The sequence below is a fragment of the Dokdonia genika genome (assembly GCF_042652845.1).
In the GTDB taxonomy this organism is placed as follows: Bacteria; Bacteroidota; Bacteroidia; order Flavobacteriales; family Flavobacteriaceae; genus Dokdonia; species Dokdonia donghaensis.
In genome coordinates this window covers 304138-321038 of sequence record NZ_JBHSHB010000012.1, presented here as the reverse complement: position 1 = coordinate 321038, position 16901 = coordinate 304138, and the positions used below count along the sequence as shown (strand labels likewise).

The window sequence follows — 16901 nt, the reverse complement described above, 5'->3', positions numbered from 1 at the left end:
TTCCCGCAGCTGCGTTGATTTCGTCTATAGCATCTTGCACATTTGTTGCTGCTAATCCAGATGTTGAATTGTCATATGGATTTGCAGAAGCATTTGTGTCGATTACTTGCGTTACTCCTGTTTCATCTGTGTAGGTGTATGTTCCGTCTGCGTTGTCAACGAGTGTTGAGATCGAAGTATCTGCGATGGTTGTTGTTGTTCCGCTTGCGTCTGTAAAAACGTAAGTACCGTCACCGTTGTCTACAAGTGCTACTGTTCCTGCTGCTGCATTAATTTCATCTATAGCGTCTTGCACGTTTGTTGCTACTAGTCCTGAAGTCGTGTTGTCATATGGATTTGCGGAAGCGTTTGTGTCGATTATTTGTGTTGCTCCTGTTTCATCTGTGTAGGTGTATGTTCCGTCTGCATTGTCAACAAGTGTCGAGATAGAAGTATCTGCGATGGTCGTTGTTGTTCCGCTTGCGTCTGTGAAATCATATGTTCCGTCGCCATTATCTACAAGTACTACTGTTCCTGCTGCTGCGTTTATTTCGTCTATAGCGTCTTGCACATTTGTTGCTACGAGTCCTGAAGTCGTGTTGTCATAAGGATTGGCAGAAGCATTTGTGTCGATTACTTGTGTTGCTCCTGTTTCATCTGTGTAGGTGTATGTTCCGTCTGCGTTGTCTACGAGTGTTGATATCGAAGTATCTGCGATAGTCGTTGTTGTTCCGCTTGCGTCTGTGAAATCGTAAGTTCCGTCGCCGTTATCTACGAGTGCTACTGTTCCCGCAGCTGCGTTTATTTCGTTTATGGCATCTTGCACATTTGTTGCTACGAGTCCTGACGTTGTGTTATCATATGGATTTGCAGAAGCGCTTGTGTCTATTACCTGTATTGCTCCTGTTTCATCTGTGTATGTGTATGTTCCGTCTGCATTGTCAACTAGCGTCGAAATCGAAGTGTCTGAGATAGTTGTTGTAGTTCCGCTTGCGTCTGTGAAATCATACGTTCCGTCGCCATTATCTACAAGTGCTACTGTTCCTGCTGCTTCGTTGATTTCGTCTATAGCGTCTTGCACATTTGTTGCTACGAGTCCTGAAGTCGTGTTGTCATAAGGATTTGCAGAAGCATTTGTGTCGATTACTTGCGTTGCTCCTGTTTCATCTGTATAGGTATATGTCCCGTCTGCGTTGTCTACGAGTGTCGAGATAGAAGTGTCTGCGATAGTCGTTGTTGCTCCGCTTGCGTCTGTGAAATCATACGTTCCGTCACCGTTATCTACAAGAGCTACTGTTCCTGCCGCTGCGTTGATTTCGTCTATAGCGTCTTGCACATTTGTCGCAATAAGTCCTGATGTCGTGTTATCATAAGGATTTGCAGAAGCCTGAGTGTTTATAATTTGCGAATTTCCATTTGCATCTGTATAGGTGTATGTTCCATCTCCATTGTCAACTATCATAGAAGCCATCTGGCATAGACTTAGCCAGTTAGATCCATCATATTGATAAAAACAGCTCTCGTCTGTATTAAAAACAAGTCCTCCAGAAAGAGGAGTGATATTGTTCATCTGAGAAGTGCTAACTCTTGTTGCCACAAGGACCTTACTCGTACTTTCAAGTTCGAGTAGCGATGCTGGATCTATAGTATTCGGATTATCACCTACCTTAACCTGGCCAATGGCAGATATAGATAGTATGAGAAAACTTGTAAGGGTGAGTAGTTTTTTCATTTGAGGGAACATAATTTTATTATATTTCATTGTCGCGAAATTTACGCATTTACTTGTACAAATTTTGTTAAAAATATATACGTAGTACATAGCTTATTAGTTCTAATTTAGAATAAAATTTATTTTAGGTTCAAAGTTAAAATAAGGGCATTGTAAATCAGCAACTTTCAGACGAAGCGCAGTTTTGTATCGATGAAATGCGCATTTTAAAAAAATGTTGTATTCAAATGTTTTTTAATTTTTTCCTTGCGTATCGTTTAAAAAGATTTATTTTTGCCTCGCTTTAATATTAAGGTTTGTTAGAAAAGCCTTTTGTTAATTACCTTTTGAAGAACAATCTTCAATAAATGCGGGAGTAGCTCAGTTGGTAGAGCGTCAGCCTTCCAAGCTGAATGTCGCCAGTTCGAACCTGGTCTCCCGCTCAAAGAAAAAGCCCTGTAGATTTACAGGGCTTTTTTTATTTTATTTCGCGAAAGCGTAATCTATAATTCAATTGTAGACAAAGAGTCAATCTCATAAGGCTCTTTATCTTGTTTGAATACTCGAGCTGTATGGTCACCCTGTAATGTGATTTGTTTGCCCTTTACTCGTATCCAGCTTCCTTCTCGTATTCCTAACACTGGGACTGTATTGTAAATGTGGTATTCTTTAATACGTGTCTCTCGGGTTTCACCCATATGCGTAGAGTCTGTATCTGGATCTAGGTAATGCGGGTTTACATTAAAAGGTAAAACTCCCAATGTTTTAAAACTTGGCGGGTAGGCAATAGGCATATCATTTGTAGTTTGCATAGTGAGACCGCAAAGATTACTTCCAGCACTTGTGCCTAGATAGGGGGTTCCGTTTAAGATTAAATCTCTAAGCGTATGCATTACATCTATTTTGTATAGCTGGTTAACTAGAACAAACGTATTTCCTCCGCCAGTAAATATGCCTTGGGCAACCTTTAGGGCTTCTGTTGCGTCTTTATAAGTATGAAGGCCTCTTACAGAGATATTAATTTTTGAGAAAGCTTTTTGAGCAATAGCGGTATAGTCATCGTGAGTGATGCCGCCAGGTCTAGCATACGGTATAAATATAATCTCAGTTACATTATGAAATAACTTTTTGAGTTCTGGAAGGAGATACTCTAAATAAGTGCCCCCGTAAATAGTAGAGGTGCTTGCGGCGATAATATTTTTTGGCATATTAATTCTTTATTCAAAAATACAAACTAGAGCAAGTAAAAGTGAATTAACAAAACATTAAACCTAAAGCGTAAAGAGCTGACCTATTTTTACAACACACATAAAACAGTATACTATCGCGAGACATTACATCTATATAATTCCCATATTGTTATGTATGAGTAGTTTACTCACTGCTCAAAATAGCTTAATGTTAGAAGGTAAAATTCTTAATGATAGTATTGAGGTTGCTTCCATAACAGTTGTAAATATTAATATGCGCGCGGGTACTGTTACTAATCTAGATGGGGTTTTTGAAATACCAGTGAGAGTTAATGACACGCTTAACATAAGTGCTGTGCAGTATGAGAGTAAGCGCATAATAATTACTCCAGTCATATATAAACGTATGAAACTCTCACTTTATCTCATACCTAAACTCAATGAGCTAGATGAAGTGGTCATAAGTAACATTGATCTTACGGGAGATATAACTAAGGATCTCAAGGCAGTGCCACTTAAGAGGTTTATCTCGCCGTCATCTTTAGGTATACCAGAAAATGCAAAACCTACGATGACAGTAGAAGAGCGTAGAGTTTATAGTGCTACTGCAGGAGCTGGTCCACTAGGCTCCCTTATAAACGCCATAAGCGGGCGTACCAAAATGCTAAAAAAGCATTTAAAAATTTCAAAATTTAAGATGATGGTTGAGCAAAATCATCAAACATTTTCTGATAGTACATATATGAAGTCTTTAAATATACCAGAAGACCTTATAGAAGATTTTGTATACTATGTTTTTGAAGATAAAAAAGCCGTACGTTTATCAAATCAAGGCAACACAATGGCTATCTTAGATTTAATGTTACAAAAATCTACCGCATATTTGAAACGTAAGGAGTCTGAGGGCGTCTTACCTAATAAATCTACTAACGATGATTAAGTATATAAACTTCTGTTTGTTTTTTTTAATTTCCACAGTATTATATTCTCAAGATGTAATAATGCTAGAGGGTCAAGTTCTTAATGATACTATAGATAAGGCAAATCTTACCGTGGTAAATATGACATTAAGAACAGGGACGATAACCTCACAAAACGGAAAATTTGTTATTAAGGCGAGGCTTAATGATACCATAAATGTGAGCGCAGTACAATATGAGCCTAGACAGTTTGTGGTAAATAATACGATGTTCAATAGAGGTAAAATCACCTTGTATTTAATACCAAAAATTACAGAGCTTGATCAAGTAACGATAAGTAATATAGATCTCACTGGTGATATAACAAAAGATGTGGGTACTACAGAATATGAGATAAAAATCACACCTACAGATTTAGGTATACCAGAAAACACAGCCCCGCCGCGCACGGTAGAAGAGCGTCGCTATTATACAGCTGTAACCAGTGGGGGAGGCATCCCGCTAGACGGACTCATAAACTCAATCACTGGCAGATTAAAAATGCTCAAAAAACATATTGAAATATCAAGGTTTGAAAAACTAGTGCAAGAAAGTAGGCACAGCTTCTCAGATAGTGTGTATATGAATGAGCTAGCTATAAATAAAGAATCTATAGAAGATTTTGTGTATTATACCTTTGAAGACCCAAAGGCAAAAGAGCTCGTAGATACAGATAACGTCTTGGGACTGCTTGAGTTTATGATGAAAAAGTCAGAAGACTATAGAAAACTTGTACCTCAAGATTAACTACTGGCACATTTATTGAAAATTTTATAGTACGCTTTCGCGAAAGCGTAAACCCATCATCTAAATTCATTATGAGAAAAGTTCTTTTACTATTTATAATCGCTCCATTGCTTATGGGAGCCTCATTACATAAGTATTACCTTAGTGTTACAGATGTAGTGTATGACGAGCAAGAAAAATCCATACAAATGATATCGCGGTTATTTTATGATGATCTTGAAGCAGTGCTGCAAGAGCGTTATGATGAGACCATTGTAGTAGATGCAACCGCAAATCAAGAAAAACTGGACCTTTACCTAAATAAATATCTTCAAAAAAAGCTCATAATAACCGTAAATGGAGAAAAAAGACAGCTCCAGTTTTTAGGCAAGGAGTATGAAGACGATTATGTGGTTTGCTATGTAGAAATCACAGATATAGAGCTAATTAAAACATTTGAGATAGATAATGAGCTACTTATGGATTTGTTTCCAGACCAAAAAAATATGGTGCATACTACTATAGGAAAGAACAAGAAAAGTTTTCTGCTTACTGCGGGAAATGCTAAAGGGTTGTTAAAATTTTAAAAATTATCCCAAAACACTGCTAAGGATGGCTATTTTTAAAGCTAAAACTAATTCAACACACTTATGATTCGTTACTCGTATATGCTGCTCGCAGCATTTTTACTTCTAGGCACAAGCGCTTTTGCTCAAGAAGAACAAACAGAAGAGCGTGCAATGGGGCACGAAAACACAAACAGGTTTAGACAACTCTACAATGAAATGTCTACACCTAACCAGTACAGAACAGCCTCTGGAGCGCCAGGTCACGCTTACTACCAGAATAATGCAGATTACAAAATGCAAATAGAACTTAATGATGATACACACATCATTAATGGGTTTGAAACAATTACGTACACAAATAACTCTCCAGACGATCTTGAGTATCTATGGGTACAACTTGATCAAAACGTAAGAGAGAAAGATTCACCTGCCAAAGAGAAAAACGGTGGAGGAGTTGGAGCTGTATCGCAGCCAGGTTCTTTTGTGGGATCATATATGAAAAGTGAGCCTTTTGATGGAGGTTTTAAAATAGAAGAGGTAAAGTCTAATGGTCGTAGCCTTAACCACACCATAAACTGGACGATGATGCGCATAGATATGCCACAGCCTCTTAAAGCTGGCGAGTCTTACACATTTTCTATAAAGTGGAACTATCTTATACCAGAACACACGGTAGATCGTGCTAGATCTGGTTATGAAACTTATAAAGACGGTAATAAAGGATATATCATTGCACAGTTCTTCCCAAGAATGGCAGTATACAATGATGTAGAAGGATGGCAGAACTACCAGTTCTGGGGTAACGGAGAGTTTGCATTACCTTTTGGAGATTATGAAGTAGATATTACAGTACCAAAAGATCACTTACTTGATGGTACAGGTGAGATTGTAAATCTAAAAGATGTTTACAGTAAAGAAGAAATGAAGAGATGGGAGCAGGCAAAAAAATCTTATGATAAGCCTGTTATCATCCGTACTCAAGCAGAGGCAGAAAAAATGGCCGCTGGAAAAATGAAAGCAACACAAACGTGGAAGCTTAGAGCAAAAAACGTGCGTGACTTTGCATTTACATCATCACGTCGTTATATAATGGATGCACAGGCAGTAAAGTTTCCAGAGCGTGATGTAATGGCTATTTCTATCTACCCACCAGAAGGAAATCCATTATGGGAGGAGTACTCTACAAAAGCAATTGTACAAACACTAGATACCTACTCAAAGTATACTTTTAACTACCCTTACCCAAAGGCTATTTCTGTACACGCAAAGGGTCAAGGTATGGAGTACCCTATGATCTGTTGGAACTATGGTCGTCCTAACGAAGATGGAACGTACAGTGACAGAACAAAATTTGGTATGATCTCAGTAATTATACACGAGGTAGGTCATAACTACTTCCCTATGATTGTAAACAGTGACGAGCGCCAGTGGGGATGGATGGATGAAGGTCTAGATACTTTTATGCAATACCTTACAGAGCAAGAGTTTGGTCAAAACTATCCAGAAGCTATAAAAGGAAATGACGCATACCCATCAAGACGAGGAGCACCTTCTAAAATAGTAGGGTATATGAAAGGAAATCAAGAATATATAGCGCCTATTATGTCTAACCCAGAGAACGCTTTTAACCTAGGTGCAAATGCCTATGGTAAGCCAGCAACTGCTCTTAATATCTTAAGAGAGACTGTAATGGGGCACGATCTTTTTGATCACGCGTTTAAAACATATGCACAACGCTGGATGTTTAAACACCCTACACCAGAAGATTTTTTCCGTACGATGGAAGATGCATCTGCAGTAGATCTTGACTGGTTCTGGAGAGGATGGTTTTATAGTACAGAGGCTGTAGATATAGGTCTTAAAGATGTAAAGCAGTACTATGTGACAGATAAAGTAACAGAGGCTGGAAAGGCATTACTAGCACGTTATGGTATTACAGATCCTAGTCAAATTCAAGCTATTTATGTAGTAGATGAAGATAGCCCAGAATTTACAGAAGATATGAGAGGTAAAGATATGCTTGAAGCATCACCTACCCTTAAAGAATATCTTATGGATAACTTTACTCCAGAAGAGCGCGCAAAGATCAAAACCCCTAAGTTTTTATACAAAGTAGTTTTTGAGAAGCCAGGAGGAATCCCAATGCCTATTATTGTTGAGTATGAATATGCAGATGGATCAAAAAAGAAAGTTACATACCCGGCACAAGTGTGGAGAAAGAATGATGCAGAGGTAAGTAAAGCAATAGCTTCAGATAAGGAAATTGTAAAAATTACAGTAGATCCAGATCTTGAAACAGCAGATATTGATACAGATAACAACAGCTGGCCTAAAGCAAAAAAGCTAGGTAAGTTTGATAAGTTTAAAAACAATGCAAAGGGTAACTAGTAACTAATACCTTTGTCACTATTTATAAAGCCGTTTCTCAATATTGAGAAACGGCTTTTTTATTACATAGACATCTAAAGTATTAATAGTACAAGTGGCTGTAAACCATCTTAGCTTGTTTTAACAGAGCCTTTATATAGCTCTTCTTAATAGGGCTGTGGTTGCTAAGTCTATTGTGTTACTGTATTTGTGGAGCTTTTTACGCTTTCGCGAAAGCGTAATTATAACTATCCAGTAAATAGTTCTTTTTACAGGAGACTAGTCTTTTAAAACTTGTAAGACATTCCAAATTGTGCACCTATATAATATGGTCTAAAGTTACTTAGGTTATTTGCATAAGGATTGAGTTGATATCTAAAAACAGGCTCAACATTAAGACGCCATTTTTCGTTTATATTGTAATGGCCACCTAAACCAAAGTTAAATGCTAGACTCAGCCCGTTGAGATTAGTTTCACGACCTACAAATATGGATTGCCCAGAGGCTGCGGTTGCATATATTTCATTATTACTAAGGATTAATAAGCTCAAACCAGGGTTTACACTAAATGAAACACGTTTATTTATAAACCTATATTGGAAACCTACTGGAACCTCTATGTAAGAAATATTTTGCTCTATAGAGACGATGTCATTTGCATTAAAAAAACTTTGCGCTTCTGGAGAGCTTTCTGTACTACTACCACTATTTAAGTTGGCTAAGTTTATAGCAGAAAGTTCATAGATATTAATATTTCCATCTGTTACAGATACTTGAAAGTTATCTGTTTGATATTTTAATGGAGCATAGCCTATACCTAGTCTAAGGCTACTTTTTTCGCCTAGTGTGTAGTCTACGCGCATACCATATCCTACTGTAGATATAGCATCTCGGGGATTGTTTACTAGTCTATCATCTATAGAAGACCCTTTACTTACAGAACCATAACTTAATACACTGGTGTATGGAGAGATGGCAATCTCATATTCTGTAGCGTTTTTACGATCTTCGGCACGTTCTTCTTCTGTTTTGGGTAGTTTTATTTTTTTCTTTGCTTTTGTGTTTGAAGTGAGCGCTTTTTGTACAGCCTTGTTAATACTATCTGTCTTTTTCTTAATGACAGCCGCCACTTCTATAGCTGCTTGCTCTTTTTGCTGAGCAATCTCGAGTTCTAATGCCTTCTTGACCTCGGCTTTATACTTTGCAAGAGCCTCTTCATTACCTTTGCTAGTGTAAAGAAGCTGAGGGGTGTGACTTTTGTTACTGCGATTACTGTTTGAAGCCACAGTAGCACTATTGTTTTTAAGCGCTTCAATTTCTATTAATGAGTAATTGGTTTTGTTACTAGAACTAATAGTATTAATAGTTGGCCTATTTGTAGCTAACCCTGATAGAATTATTGCTGTCTGTGAGTTGTAAGTGGTGTCTTGTTGTATTGTTTGTACTTTATCTTGCTCACCAGTAGTCGCTGTAGTGTTTTTATCTTCTGTAGATTTTGAAGTTGTGGTTAACGCATCTTCTATATTAACGTTATCAGAGTCTTTAACAGTCTCGCTATTTACTAAGCTTTGTTTCTCTTTTTTCACGACTTGCTCTGGTTGAGCAAACCAAAGCAAGCTTAGTGCTCCTATAATAATAGCACTTCCAAAATAATACCAAAATGGCGCTATACGACGGCCTTTAGTCTGGTCAAGTTCTGCGGCAATATTATCCCATAGTCCAGCATCTGGTGATTGCTCTATACCACCTAGACGCTCTTTAAAGAGTTTGCCTATGTCTTTTCTAGTTCCCATTTACTATGGAATTTTTTTGAGCAGCCGTTAAGGCTATTATTCTTTCTTTTAATATTAGTTTGGCTCTGTGCAAATTAGATTTCGATGTTCCTTGGCTTATATTTAAGGCCATTGCAATCTCTTTATGAGTGTAGTTATCTAGTTGGTACAGGTTAAATACTAGTCTATATCTATCTGGTAATTCTTGCACTAGCTTGAGTAATGTTTGCAAGGGTATAGCCGTATCATCTTGATCTATAGTCGTGTCCTCTTCTTGAACCTGATGATCATCTATAGACTCTAAATATGGTTTTCTCTTATATCTATCTATTGCTTTATTTATAACAATGCGCTTCATCCACCCTTCAAAAGAGCCTGCATTTTTATAAGTATTAATTTTTGTAAATATGGTTACAAATGAGTCTTGAAGATTATCTTGAGCTTCATCTCTGTTTTTACAATACTTCATACTAAGCGCAAAAAGTCTATCCTTGTATACATTGTACAAAGACTGCTGTGCCTTACGGTCACCCTTTTTACATTTTTTTAAAAGCTTCTCTAGCTCCAAGAGATTTGATGTTAAACAGTGAGTATATAAAAAGCTTAAGATCTTTTGGGGTGTAAAAAGAGTTCTTAAGCTTCAAATATATTATTAAGATATTTTCAATTTCATAGCAACTTATTTCTGTTCTTCATAAGAAAGACTAGAAGTTATAAAAAGGTTGCGTGAAAACGTAATTTTTTATCAGTAAGGATTCTTGTAAAGTTAACAATGCTACTTATTTAAAATAAGAAGCGCTCTATGGTAGTGGGGTGATTATGATATAAAATCTTTAATTAACCTCTGTATTAATTATGAAATCTATATTGAGACCACCATTAACAGCTGTATTTGTTGAAGTAAAAACACGACCATCTGTAAGTAATAATTCAAATCTTGTTGTAAAAATATCACCAGCTGCAATGCTAGAAGATGTATTATTTGTGTTACTTAAAAACTGATCTGCAGTAATTGCTAGGTCATAGACAGGAAAGCTGTTTTCGCCGGCAATAAAGTTACTAGCCGCAATAGTCTCGAAGAGAATTTCTTGTTCTACAAGGGCCTCTGTGCTGTCTCCATCCATCTCAGATAGGTCGTAGTAGGTTAGATACACTCTCATCTCTTCTAGAAGTGTCCCACTTTCATCATCCCTATATTCAAGTCTCGCTTCTAGTGAGCCCTGAGCATCTTCTTGAGAGATTGTGTTATTTGTGGTGCTTACTAGTTCTACTACAGCTCCATTTGAAGCGGCATCTGTAATACTGCTCAAGTTAACATTGTCATCATCACAGCTAGCAAATACCATAATTAATACGAGAAAGTAAATAGCTTTAAAATTCATAGTTTTTCGATTTTTTGATTAACCATAGCAATGTACAAATCTGTTTTAAATGAGGCTAGATAAGTAAAGTCAACTATTATCGGGAGTTACTTAATGGTTTAAAAGTGATAGGATAACGCTTTCGCGAAAGCGTAAACTCAACCCTAAAAAAATCAATCTATTTGGAACCCTTTTTTTAAGTCATTTTACAAACGCACTATAACTAGCTGTAGTGCGCTGTCGTAATATTGAAAAAAACTTAAATATGTAGTTAAGTTTTCTAGGCGCACACTACTATGACGTACTGTGCACTTGGATAAGTAGGTATAACTGCTTTAAATCTTACTAAAGTAGTGACTTATCCCAGATAGAATGCTCTGTACTGCATAAGCTGCGAGTATAAGTCCCATAATCTTACTTATGACAGTAATTCCGTAATTACCTATACGTTTTTGTAACCTATTTGCACCTAAAAGTATCAAGCAGGTGAGGCCTATAACTATGAGCACAAGCACGGTAGTGATAAGTTGTTCTTGTATGGAATATAAATGATTGTCTGTGAGTAAAACAACCGCCATTATAGCTCCTGGAGACGCTATAGAGGGTATCGCAATAGGGAAGATAGTAACGTGTTTATAATCTGTGATGCCATTTTTTTCTTGATCTGGCTTGCCATCACCAAAAATCATAGTAAGGGCAAAGAGAAATAAAATCACACCTCCAGAAATCTGAAATGCGTCTAGCGAGACAGACATTCCCTCAAGTATAAGCTGGCCTATAACAATAAAAAAGAGTAATATCATAAACGCCATAACAGAGGCTCTTATGGCAATTTTCTTTTTATATCTTAAGTCAAACTCCTTTGTCGCCTCAAGGTAAACAGGTATTGTCCCTATGGGATCAATAACGGCAAATATGAAAAATATAGATGTTAGTACTTCTGTCATAACAAGTGTTTATACGCCAAACTGGCCTAAGTGATAATCAAGATGTTTGTACTCAAGTTGTCCCCATTGCTCGTTAGTAAAGTGGCCAAACATAGGGTGTGGTTGCCACTCTTGTTGCTCACGTTTGTTATAAAAAGCATCTACCATAGATAGAAGTTTCTCACGCTCAAGGTCTAGATCACGGCTATCTGTGATTTTTGCCTCTGGAGCTGTAGGCAGGTTTTTACGCCAGGGCTTATCATTATATAAAGATTTTTTAAATAACCGCATAATAGGGTTCCACTTTGCTTTTCTTGGTTTGTCACTTAGTGCCACCTTAAAAGGAAATTGACAATGCGTTACCATTTGCCCTACATTCATCTTACCCCAGCGGGCTGTGCTATCTGGTTGTAAGGCTTGTATTCTGGTTTTTGTCTCTTGGTATGTGGTTGGGTCAAAAAGTGATTTCATAGCCGGTTCTTTGCGATTAATTTTCTTATATCAATATTAGACTATTAATGTACAATAATTACGGCTTCCTTTAAAAATGTGAGCAATCTTGATGTTTATGTTTTCTTTAAAATGCAATAAGATATAATATTGTAAAACCCTATATTTAAGGCTTATGCAAGAAAACACTGTAAAAGACACGTCCTCTTATATTTCAATAAAAAACTGGTCTGAAGATGATAGACCCAGAGAGAAATTAATGATTAAAGGTCGCTCTGTCCTTTCAGATGCAGAGCTTATCGCTATACTTATAGGCTCTGGCTCGCGAGAAGAGAGTGCCGTATCCCTTAGTAAACGCATTCTCTCACAAGCCGAAAATAACTTGTCTGAGCTGGGTAAACTTTCGGTAAAGGATTTAATGAAGTTTAAAGGAATAGGCGAGGCAAAGGCAGTCACTATCGCAGCGGCACTAGAGCTGGGTAGAAGACGTAGCGGTGGAGAGACACTTTCGCGAAAGCGTATTACTTCTTCAAAAGATGCGTATACCATCTTACAACCCATTATAGGAGAATTACCGCACGAAGAATTCTGGGTGTTGTTTCTTAATAATTCTAATAAAGTCTTACGCAAGGAGCAAGTAAGTAAAGGAGGTCTTACAGGCACGCTGGTAGATGTGCGTATGGTTATGAAAACGGCCATAGAGCTCAGTGCTGTGGGGATGATACTAGGGCACAATCACCCATCTGGAACGCTCAAACCCTCTCAGGCAGATAAGATGCTTACTACAAAGTTAAAAACCGCTGCTCAAAGCCTAGATATACAAGTATTAGACCATATTATTGTGACCGAAAAGCAGTATTTTAGCTTTGCCGATGATGGTATTCTATAACAGCAGCGCCCCATATGTTACTTGTTTACACGCACAAAATTACGCCTCGTGTCTCTTATGTTTTTAAACATATTTGCACTAGAGTACTGGGGGTGTCTGTAAAATTTACCACAAAGCTAGAAGAGTTTATTGCATACGAAGGAGCAAAACTCTCATACACGTCAAAAAAGCTAGGTAATGAGTTGCACATACGTAGTGTAGATTTACTTTTTGAGCAAGGGATACTAGCCATAGATATTGCTGTGCAAGACTGGGAGGGTGTGCCGTGTTTTTTTCAAATAAAAGACGCTAGTGCACAAATTCCTTATGATATTTTTGCTGCTTCTTTTTATCTCTTAAGTAGGTATGAGGAGTACTTACCACACGTAAAAGATAGTTTAGGTCGCTTTCCGGCAAGTGAGAGTCTAGCGGGTATGCACAATTTTTTAGAGCAGCCTGTGATAGATATATGGATACAACGATTTGCTCGTGTACTTACGACTCAATTCCCAGATTTAATTACAAAAAAAACCGACTATAAGGTTCATATGCTCGTTACGGTTCCTCAGGCATTTAAGTATAAAAAACTTGGTGTACTGCGTGCTGTAGGGGGTTATTTTAGAGATTTTGGAAAATTACGCTTTCGCGAAATTTTAAAACGTTCACAAGTACTTCTCGGAACAAGAAAAGATCCTTACGACAGCTTTGGCTGGCTTGCAAACGTGCAAAAACAAAGTGCTATTCCGTTTCAAATATTTTTTCAAATAGGTGATTACGGGCAGACAGGGAAAAATATAAAACACTCAAAGCGCAGCTTTCAAAGTACCATAAAAATGATAGGTGATTATTGCAGCGTAGGTTTACTACTATCACCACAAGCTGCAACAGATAGGCAAGTGCTTGCAGTAGAGCGCAAACGTCTTCAAGAAATCATACACAGGCCTATGAGAAGTATGCACGTCTCAAACTTTAAACTTAATTTACCATATGTTTACAGAGATGCACTAGACCAAGAGATACAAAGTGACTATACAATGGGCTATGCAAATACTACTGGCTTTAGAGCGGGAACCTCTCTGTCATTCTTGTTTTATGATCTAGACTACGAGATACAAACGCCATTACTTATACATCCTGTATGTATGCAATCTGATAATGTGATTAATTATAAAAATCACACTATAGATTTTGTAAACCTCAAAGCGTTGAGTGATCGTATAAAGAAAGTAAATGGGGTCTTTAGAATTTCGTTTTCAAATCACTCTTTTGATGATATATACAGTAAAAAACTTTTTAGACACCTACTAGCAGATGAGTAAAATTACAGACGTATTTTTTGATCTAGACCACACCCTTTGGGATTTTGATCGCAATAGTGGCCTTGCGTTTATAAAGATTTTTGAAAGAAATAATCTCAGTATTAACTACAACGAGTTTCTTGAGGTGTATAGCCCTATTAATTTCCAGCAATGGAAATGGTACAGAGAAGAGCGCATCACAAAAGCGCAGCTACGTTACGGTAGGTTTAAAAAAACATTTGACAAGATGGGAATCTCCGTCACAGATGATATTATAGATAAATTATCTGATGATTATATAGAATGTCTTCCAGAAAACAATCATCTTTTTGAAGGCACTATAGAACTGCTAGATTACTTATCGCCTAGATACAAGATGCATATTATTACAAACGGTTTTCACGAAGTGCAAACTACAAAAATGCATAAATCTGGACTTGCACCATATTTTGAAACTATGACCTCTAGTGAGTCTGTGGGGGTAAAAAAACCTAATGAAAAGATATTTCACTTTGCAATGGATAAAGCTGGCGTTGCGGCAGATCAAAGTATAATGATAGGAGATACTTATGAGGCAGATATTGTAGGAGCGCTTAAAGTAGGTATGGATGCCATTTGTTTTAATTATCATAAATTAAAGCTTCCACAAGAGATTAAGGTTGTAGATGAAATAACACATCTCAAGAGTTTTCTATAATAGCAATAACACATAGACTACAAGCGTTTGCATTACATAAAGAACCCCACGTATGAAGCCATCGTCAGTAAAACTATTTTTAGGTTGTGTCTTTTCGATATTGCTATATTGTAGCTCTTGTGTAGATGATGTAGATTTTGATCGCCTAGATGAGGTCGTACTTACACCCAGGCTAGATGCAGATTTGTTATTTTTTACTGTAAACTACACTAGTTTGATTAATGAGGAGATTATAAATAATCAAATCATACTGAGAGACACGACCCAGCTTAACTTTCTAGGTGATGAGGTTACTCAAGAAAATCTAGTAGAGGTAGAAATTACATATAGAGCAACAAATAGTTTTAACCAGTCTATTACAAATAGGTCCATTTTTCTGAGTGAGAACGGAGCTATACAATATGAGATAATCTTTCCTGTTTCTGGATCTAATAGTGGAGAGCCAGTTGTAACAGAGTTTACAGAGACTGTAACACAACAAGAGCTGCAAAGTATCCGTAATTCCATACAACTAGCAAATGAAGTTATTATTGATGCCGGGACATTACCTCAAACTGGTGAATTGAACTTACAGAGTAAAGCTATTTATTCTCTAGAATTTTCAGATCTGTAAGATGAAAAATAGATTAGTGCTCTTCTTCCTATTTTGTACGTCTTATGTTTTTTCTCAGAACAGGCCTCAGCTCTATAATGTTGATGCATTACCGCAAAGCCTGTTAAGCAATCCAGGGACGGCAGTAAGTTTTGATAAACACATAGGGGTTCCATTGCTCTCTGGTCTGTCTTTTGAGGCAGGTTCATCTGGAGTAAGTGCTTATGACATCTTTAGAGATGATATTTCTATTAATGAAGCGATTAGTAATGCTCTTTTTGATTTGAGTAGTACAGACTATTTTAATACAAATGTGCAAGTGGAGCTCCTCTCATTTGGGTGGCGTTCTTCAAAATCAGACATATATTATTCTGGTGGAATATATCACGAGATAGATGTATTCTCATATTTTCCTAAAGATCTAGCAACACTTGCATATAACGGTAATGCAGATTATATAGATGTACCTTTTGAGTTTTCTGAGTTGGCTTTTACAGCAGAGGCGCTTTCGGTATACCATTTTGGAATAAATAAAAAAATAAACGATTCCTGGCAACTAGGCGTGAGAGCAAAAATGTATATGAGCGTCGCAAATGTAAATAGTATAAATAATAGAGGAGATTTTACCACAAGAACAACACCTAATGGACCTAATTTTTATACTCACACACTGCGCAATGTTAGTCTCGTAGCAAATACCTCTGGTGTTGCGTCTTTTTATGATGACGAGATAGATACAGACGTTACAGAGCTTGTAAGCAATGCCTTTTTAAGTAAAAACTATGGATTTGGATTAGATATAGGTTTTACTCATTTTATTAATGAGCAATGGTCTATTACAGGAAGTGTTATAGATTTAGGTGTTATAAGTCATAAGGATGATGTGCGCAATTTTACAGCGAGTGGTAACTATGAGACCAGTGGAATAGAGCTTACATTTCCTGCGCTTATTGAGGGTGATGAGTTTACAGACTATTGGCAAGATATAGAAGATGAGTTTAAAGACTCAATAAACTCAAATGATAGCTTGTCAAATAATTACACATCTTGGAGGCCAGTAAAGTTTAATACATCTGTACAATATGCTTTTGGTGAAGATCGTAGTGGTACTTGTAATTGCCGGACTTCTAGTTCAAGAAAATATGTAAATAAGCTAGGGCTTCATTTAAATACTATTAGGAGACCTAGAGGGTTACAAACAGCCATTACTTCTTATTATGATAAAGATTGGACTAGTGGCCTACTTACGAGACTTACCTATACGTATGATAAGCGTTCTGCCACTAATCTAGGGTTCTTAGTAAGTGCTAAAATTAATAAATTTAATCTTTATCTTGCCACAGACAATTTAGTGCAATATACAAATGTTGCAAAAGCCAGAGGAGCAAGTCTACAGCTGGGTATGCAGCTAGTTTTTGATAATAAATTATAATCTA

At 37.0% G+C, this 16901-nt stretch carries 16 protein-coding genes and 1 tRNA gene; 10 read left to right on the top strand and 7 right to left on the bottom strand.

What is annotated here, in order from left to right:
* Nucleotides 1-1741, bottom strand: a 1741-nt coding sequence (locus ACFO5T_RS08400; protein WP_380033545.1) for a beta strand repeat-containing protein, incomplete at its 3' end; no start/stop codon positions are given.
* 319 nt (nt 1742-2060) lie between these two features.
* Between ACFO5T_RS08400 and ACFO5T_RS08395 the strand changes: the two genes are divergently transcribed.
* A tRNA-Gly gene (locus tag ACFO5T_RS08395) sits at nt 2061-2133 on the top strand.
* A gap of 60 nt (nt 2134-2193) precedes the next feature.
* Here the strand turns inward: ACFO5T_RS08395 and pepE are convergent.
* Entirely contained in the window at nt 2194-2898 is a 705-nt protein-coding gene (gene pepE / locus ACFO5T_RS08390) for a dipeptidase PepE (protein ID WP_380033543.1), read from the bottom strand.
* A gap of 157 nt (nt 2899-3055) precedes the next feature.
* Between pepE and ACFO5T_RS08385 the strand changes: the two genes are divergently transcribed.
* From ACFO5T_RS08385 to ACFO5T_RS08370, 4 genes are all read left to right on the top strand, one after another.
* A complete protein-coding gene (locus ACFO5T_RS08385; RefSeq protein WP_380033541.1) occupies nt 3056-3820 on the top strand; it encodes a carboxypeptidase-like regulatory domain-containing protein in 765 nt (254 codons plus the stop codon).
* Nucleotides 3813-4586: a hypothetical protein gene (locus tag ACFO5T_RS08380; protein ID WP_038599534.1), complete on the top strand. Its 774-nt coding sequence runs from the start codon at nt 3813-3815 to the stop codon at nt 4584-4586. Before ACFO5T_RS08385 ends, ACFO5T_RS08380 begins: the two co-directional genes overlap by 8 nt.
* Nucleotides 4587-4657: 71 nt before the next feature.
* Nucleotides 4658-5152, top strand: a complete 495-nt coding sequence (locus tag ACFO5T_RS08375) for a DUF6702 family protein (RefSeq protein WP_038599537.1) — start codon at nt 4658-4660, stop codon at nt 5150-5152.
* Between the two features lie 63 nt (nt 5153-5215).
* Nucleotides 5216-7522, top strand: coding sequence for a M1 family metallopeptidase (locus ACFO5T_RS08370; RefSeq protein WP_375252657.1), 2307 nt, complete (start codon nt 5216-5218; stop codon nt 7520-7522).
* Nucleotides 7523-7788: 266 nt separating this feature from the next.
* On the opposite strand, the gene ACFO5T_RS08365 is transcribed toward ACFO5T_RS08370, so the two are convergent.
* The 5 genes from ACFO5T_RS08365 to ACFO5T_RS08345 all read right to left on the bottom strand — a co-directional run bounded on the left by ACFO5T_RS08365 (nt 7789) and on the right by ACFO5T_RS08345 (nt 12031).
* Nucleotides 7789-9294, bottom strand: a complete 1506-nt coding sequence (locus tag ACFO5T_RS08365; protein WP_380033538.1) for a hypothetical protein — start codon at nt 9292-9294, stop codon at nt 7789-7791.
* Nucleotides 9284-9841: an RNA polymerase sigma factor gene (locus ACFO5T_RS08360; RefSeq protein ID WP_038599546.1), complete on the bottom strand. Its 558-nt coding sequence runs from the start codon at nt 9839-9841 to the stop codon at nt 9284-9286. The genes ACFO5T_RS08365 and ACFO5T_RS08360 overlap by 11 nt, the downstream gene beginning before the upstream one ends.
* Before the next feature lie 265 nt (nt 9842-10106).
* Nucleotides 10107-10655, bottom strand: a complete 549-nt coding sequence (locus ACFO5T_RS08355; RefSeq protein WP_380033535.1) for a hypothetical protein — start codon at nt 10653-10655, stop codon at nt 10107-10109.
* 314 nt (nt 10656-10969) lie between these two features.
* Nucleotides 10970-11581 (bottom strand): MarC family protein, encoded by a 612-nt coding sequence (locus ACFO5T_RS08350; protein ID WP_380033533.1) that lies wholly within the window; start codon nt 11579-11581, stop codon nt 10970-10972.
* A 9-nt stretch (nt 11582-11590) separates the two neighbouring features.
* On the bottom strand, nt 11591-12031 hold the full coding sequence (locus ACFO5T_RS08345) for a DUF1569 domain-containing protein (RefSeq protein ID WP_380033531.1): 441 nt from the start codon (nt 12029-12031) through the stop codon (nt 11591-11593).
* Between the two features lie 154 nt (nt 12032-12185).
* Between ACFO5T_RS08345 and radC the strand changes: the two genes are divergently transcribed.
* Genes radC through ACFO5T_RS08320 form a run of 5 tightly spaced genes read left to right on the top strand, consistent with a single transcriptional unit; the run spans nt 12186 to nt 16897 of the window.
* Nucleotides 12186-12899, top strand: a complete 714-nt coding sequence (gene radC, locus ACFO5T_RS08340) for a RadC family protein (RefSeq protein WP_038599557.1) — start codon at nt 12186-12188, stop codon at nt 12897-12899.
* 14 nt (nt 12900-12913) lie between these two features.
* Nucleotides 12914-14197 carry a polysaccharide deacetylase family protein gene (locus ACFO5T_RS08335; RefSeq protein WP_380033528.1) on the top strand — a complete coding sequence of 428 codons (1284 nt, stop codon included), beginning with the start codon at nt 12914-12916 and terminating at the stop codon, nt 14195-14197.
* Nucleotides 14190-14873: a YjjG family noncanonical pyrimidine nucleotidase gene (locus ACFO5T_RS08330; protein ID WP_375252651.1), complete on the top strand. Its 684-nt coding sequence runs from the start codon at nt 14190-14192 to the stop codon at nt 14871-14873. Before ACFO5T_RS08335 ends, ACFO5T_RS08330 begins: the two co-directional genes overlap by 8 nt.
* A 52-nt stretch (nt 14874-14925) precedes the next feature.
* On the top strand, nt 14926-15486 hold the full coding sequence (locus ACFO5T_RS08325) for a hypothetical protein (RefSeq protein WP_380033525.1): 561 nt from the start codon (nt 14926-14928) through the stop codon (nt 15484-15486).
* 1 nt (nt 15487) lies between these two features.
* Nucleotides 15488-16897, top strand: a complete 1410-nt coding sequence (locus ACFO5T_RS08320; RefSeq protein ID WP_380033523.1) for a DUF5723 family protein — start codon at nt 15488-15490, stop codon at nt 16895-16897.
* Nucleotides 16898-16901: the final 4 nt, after the last annotated feature.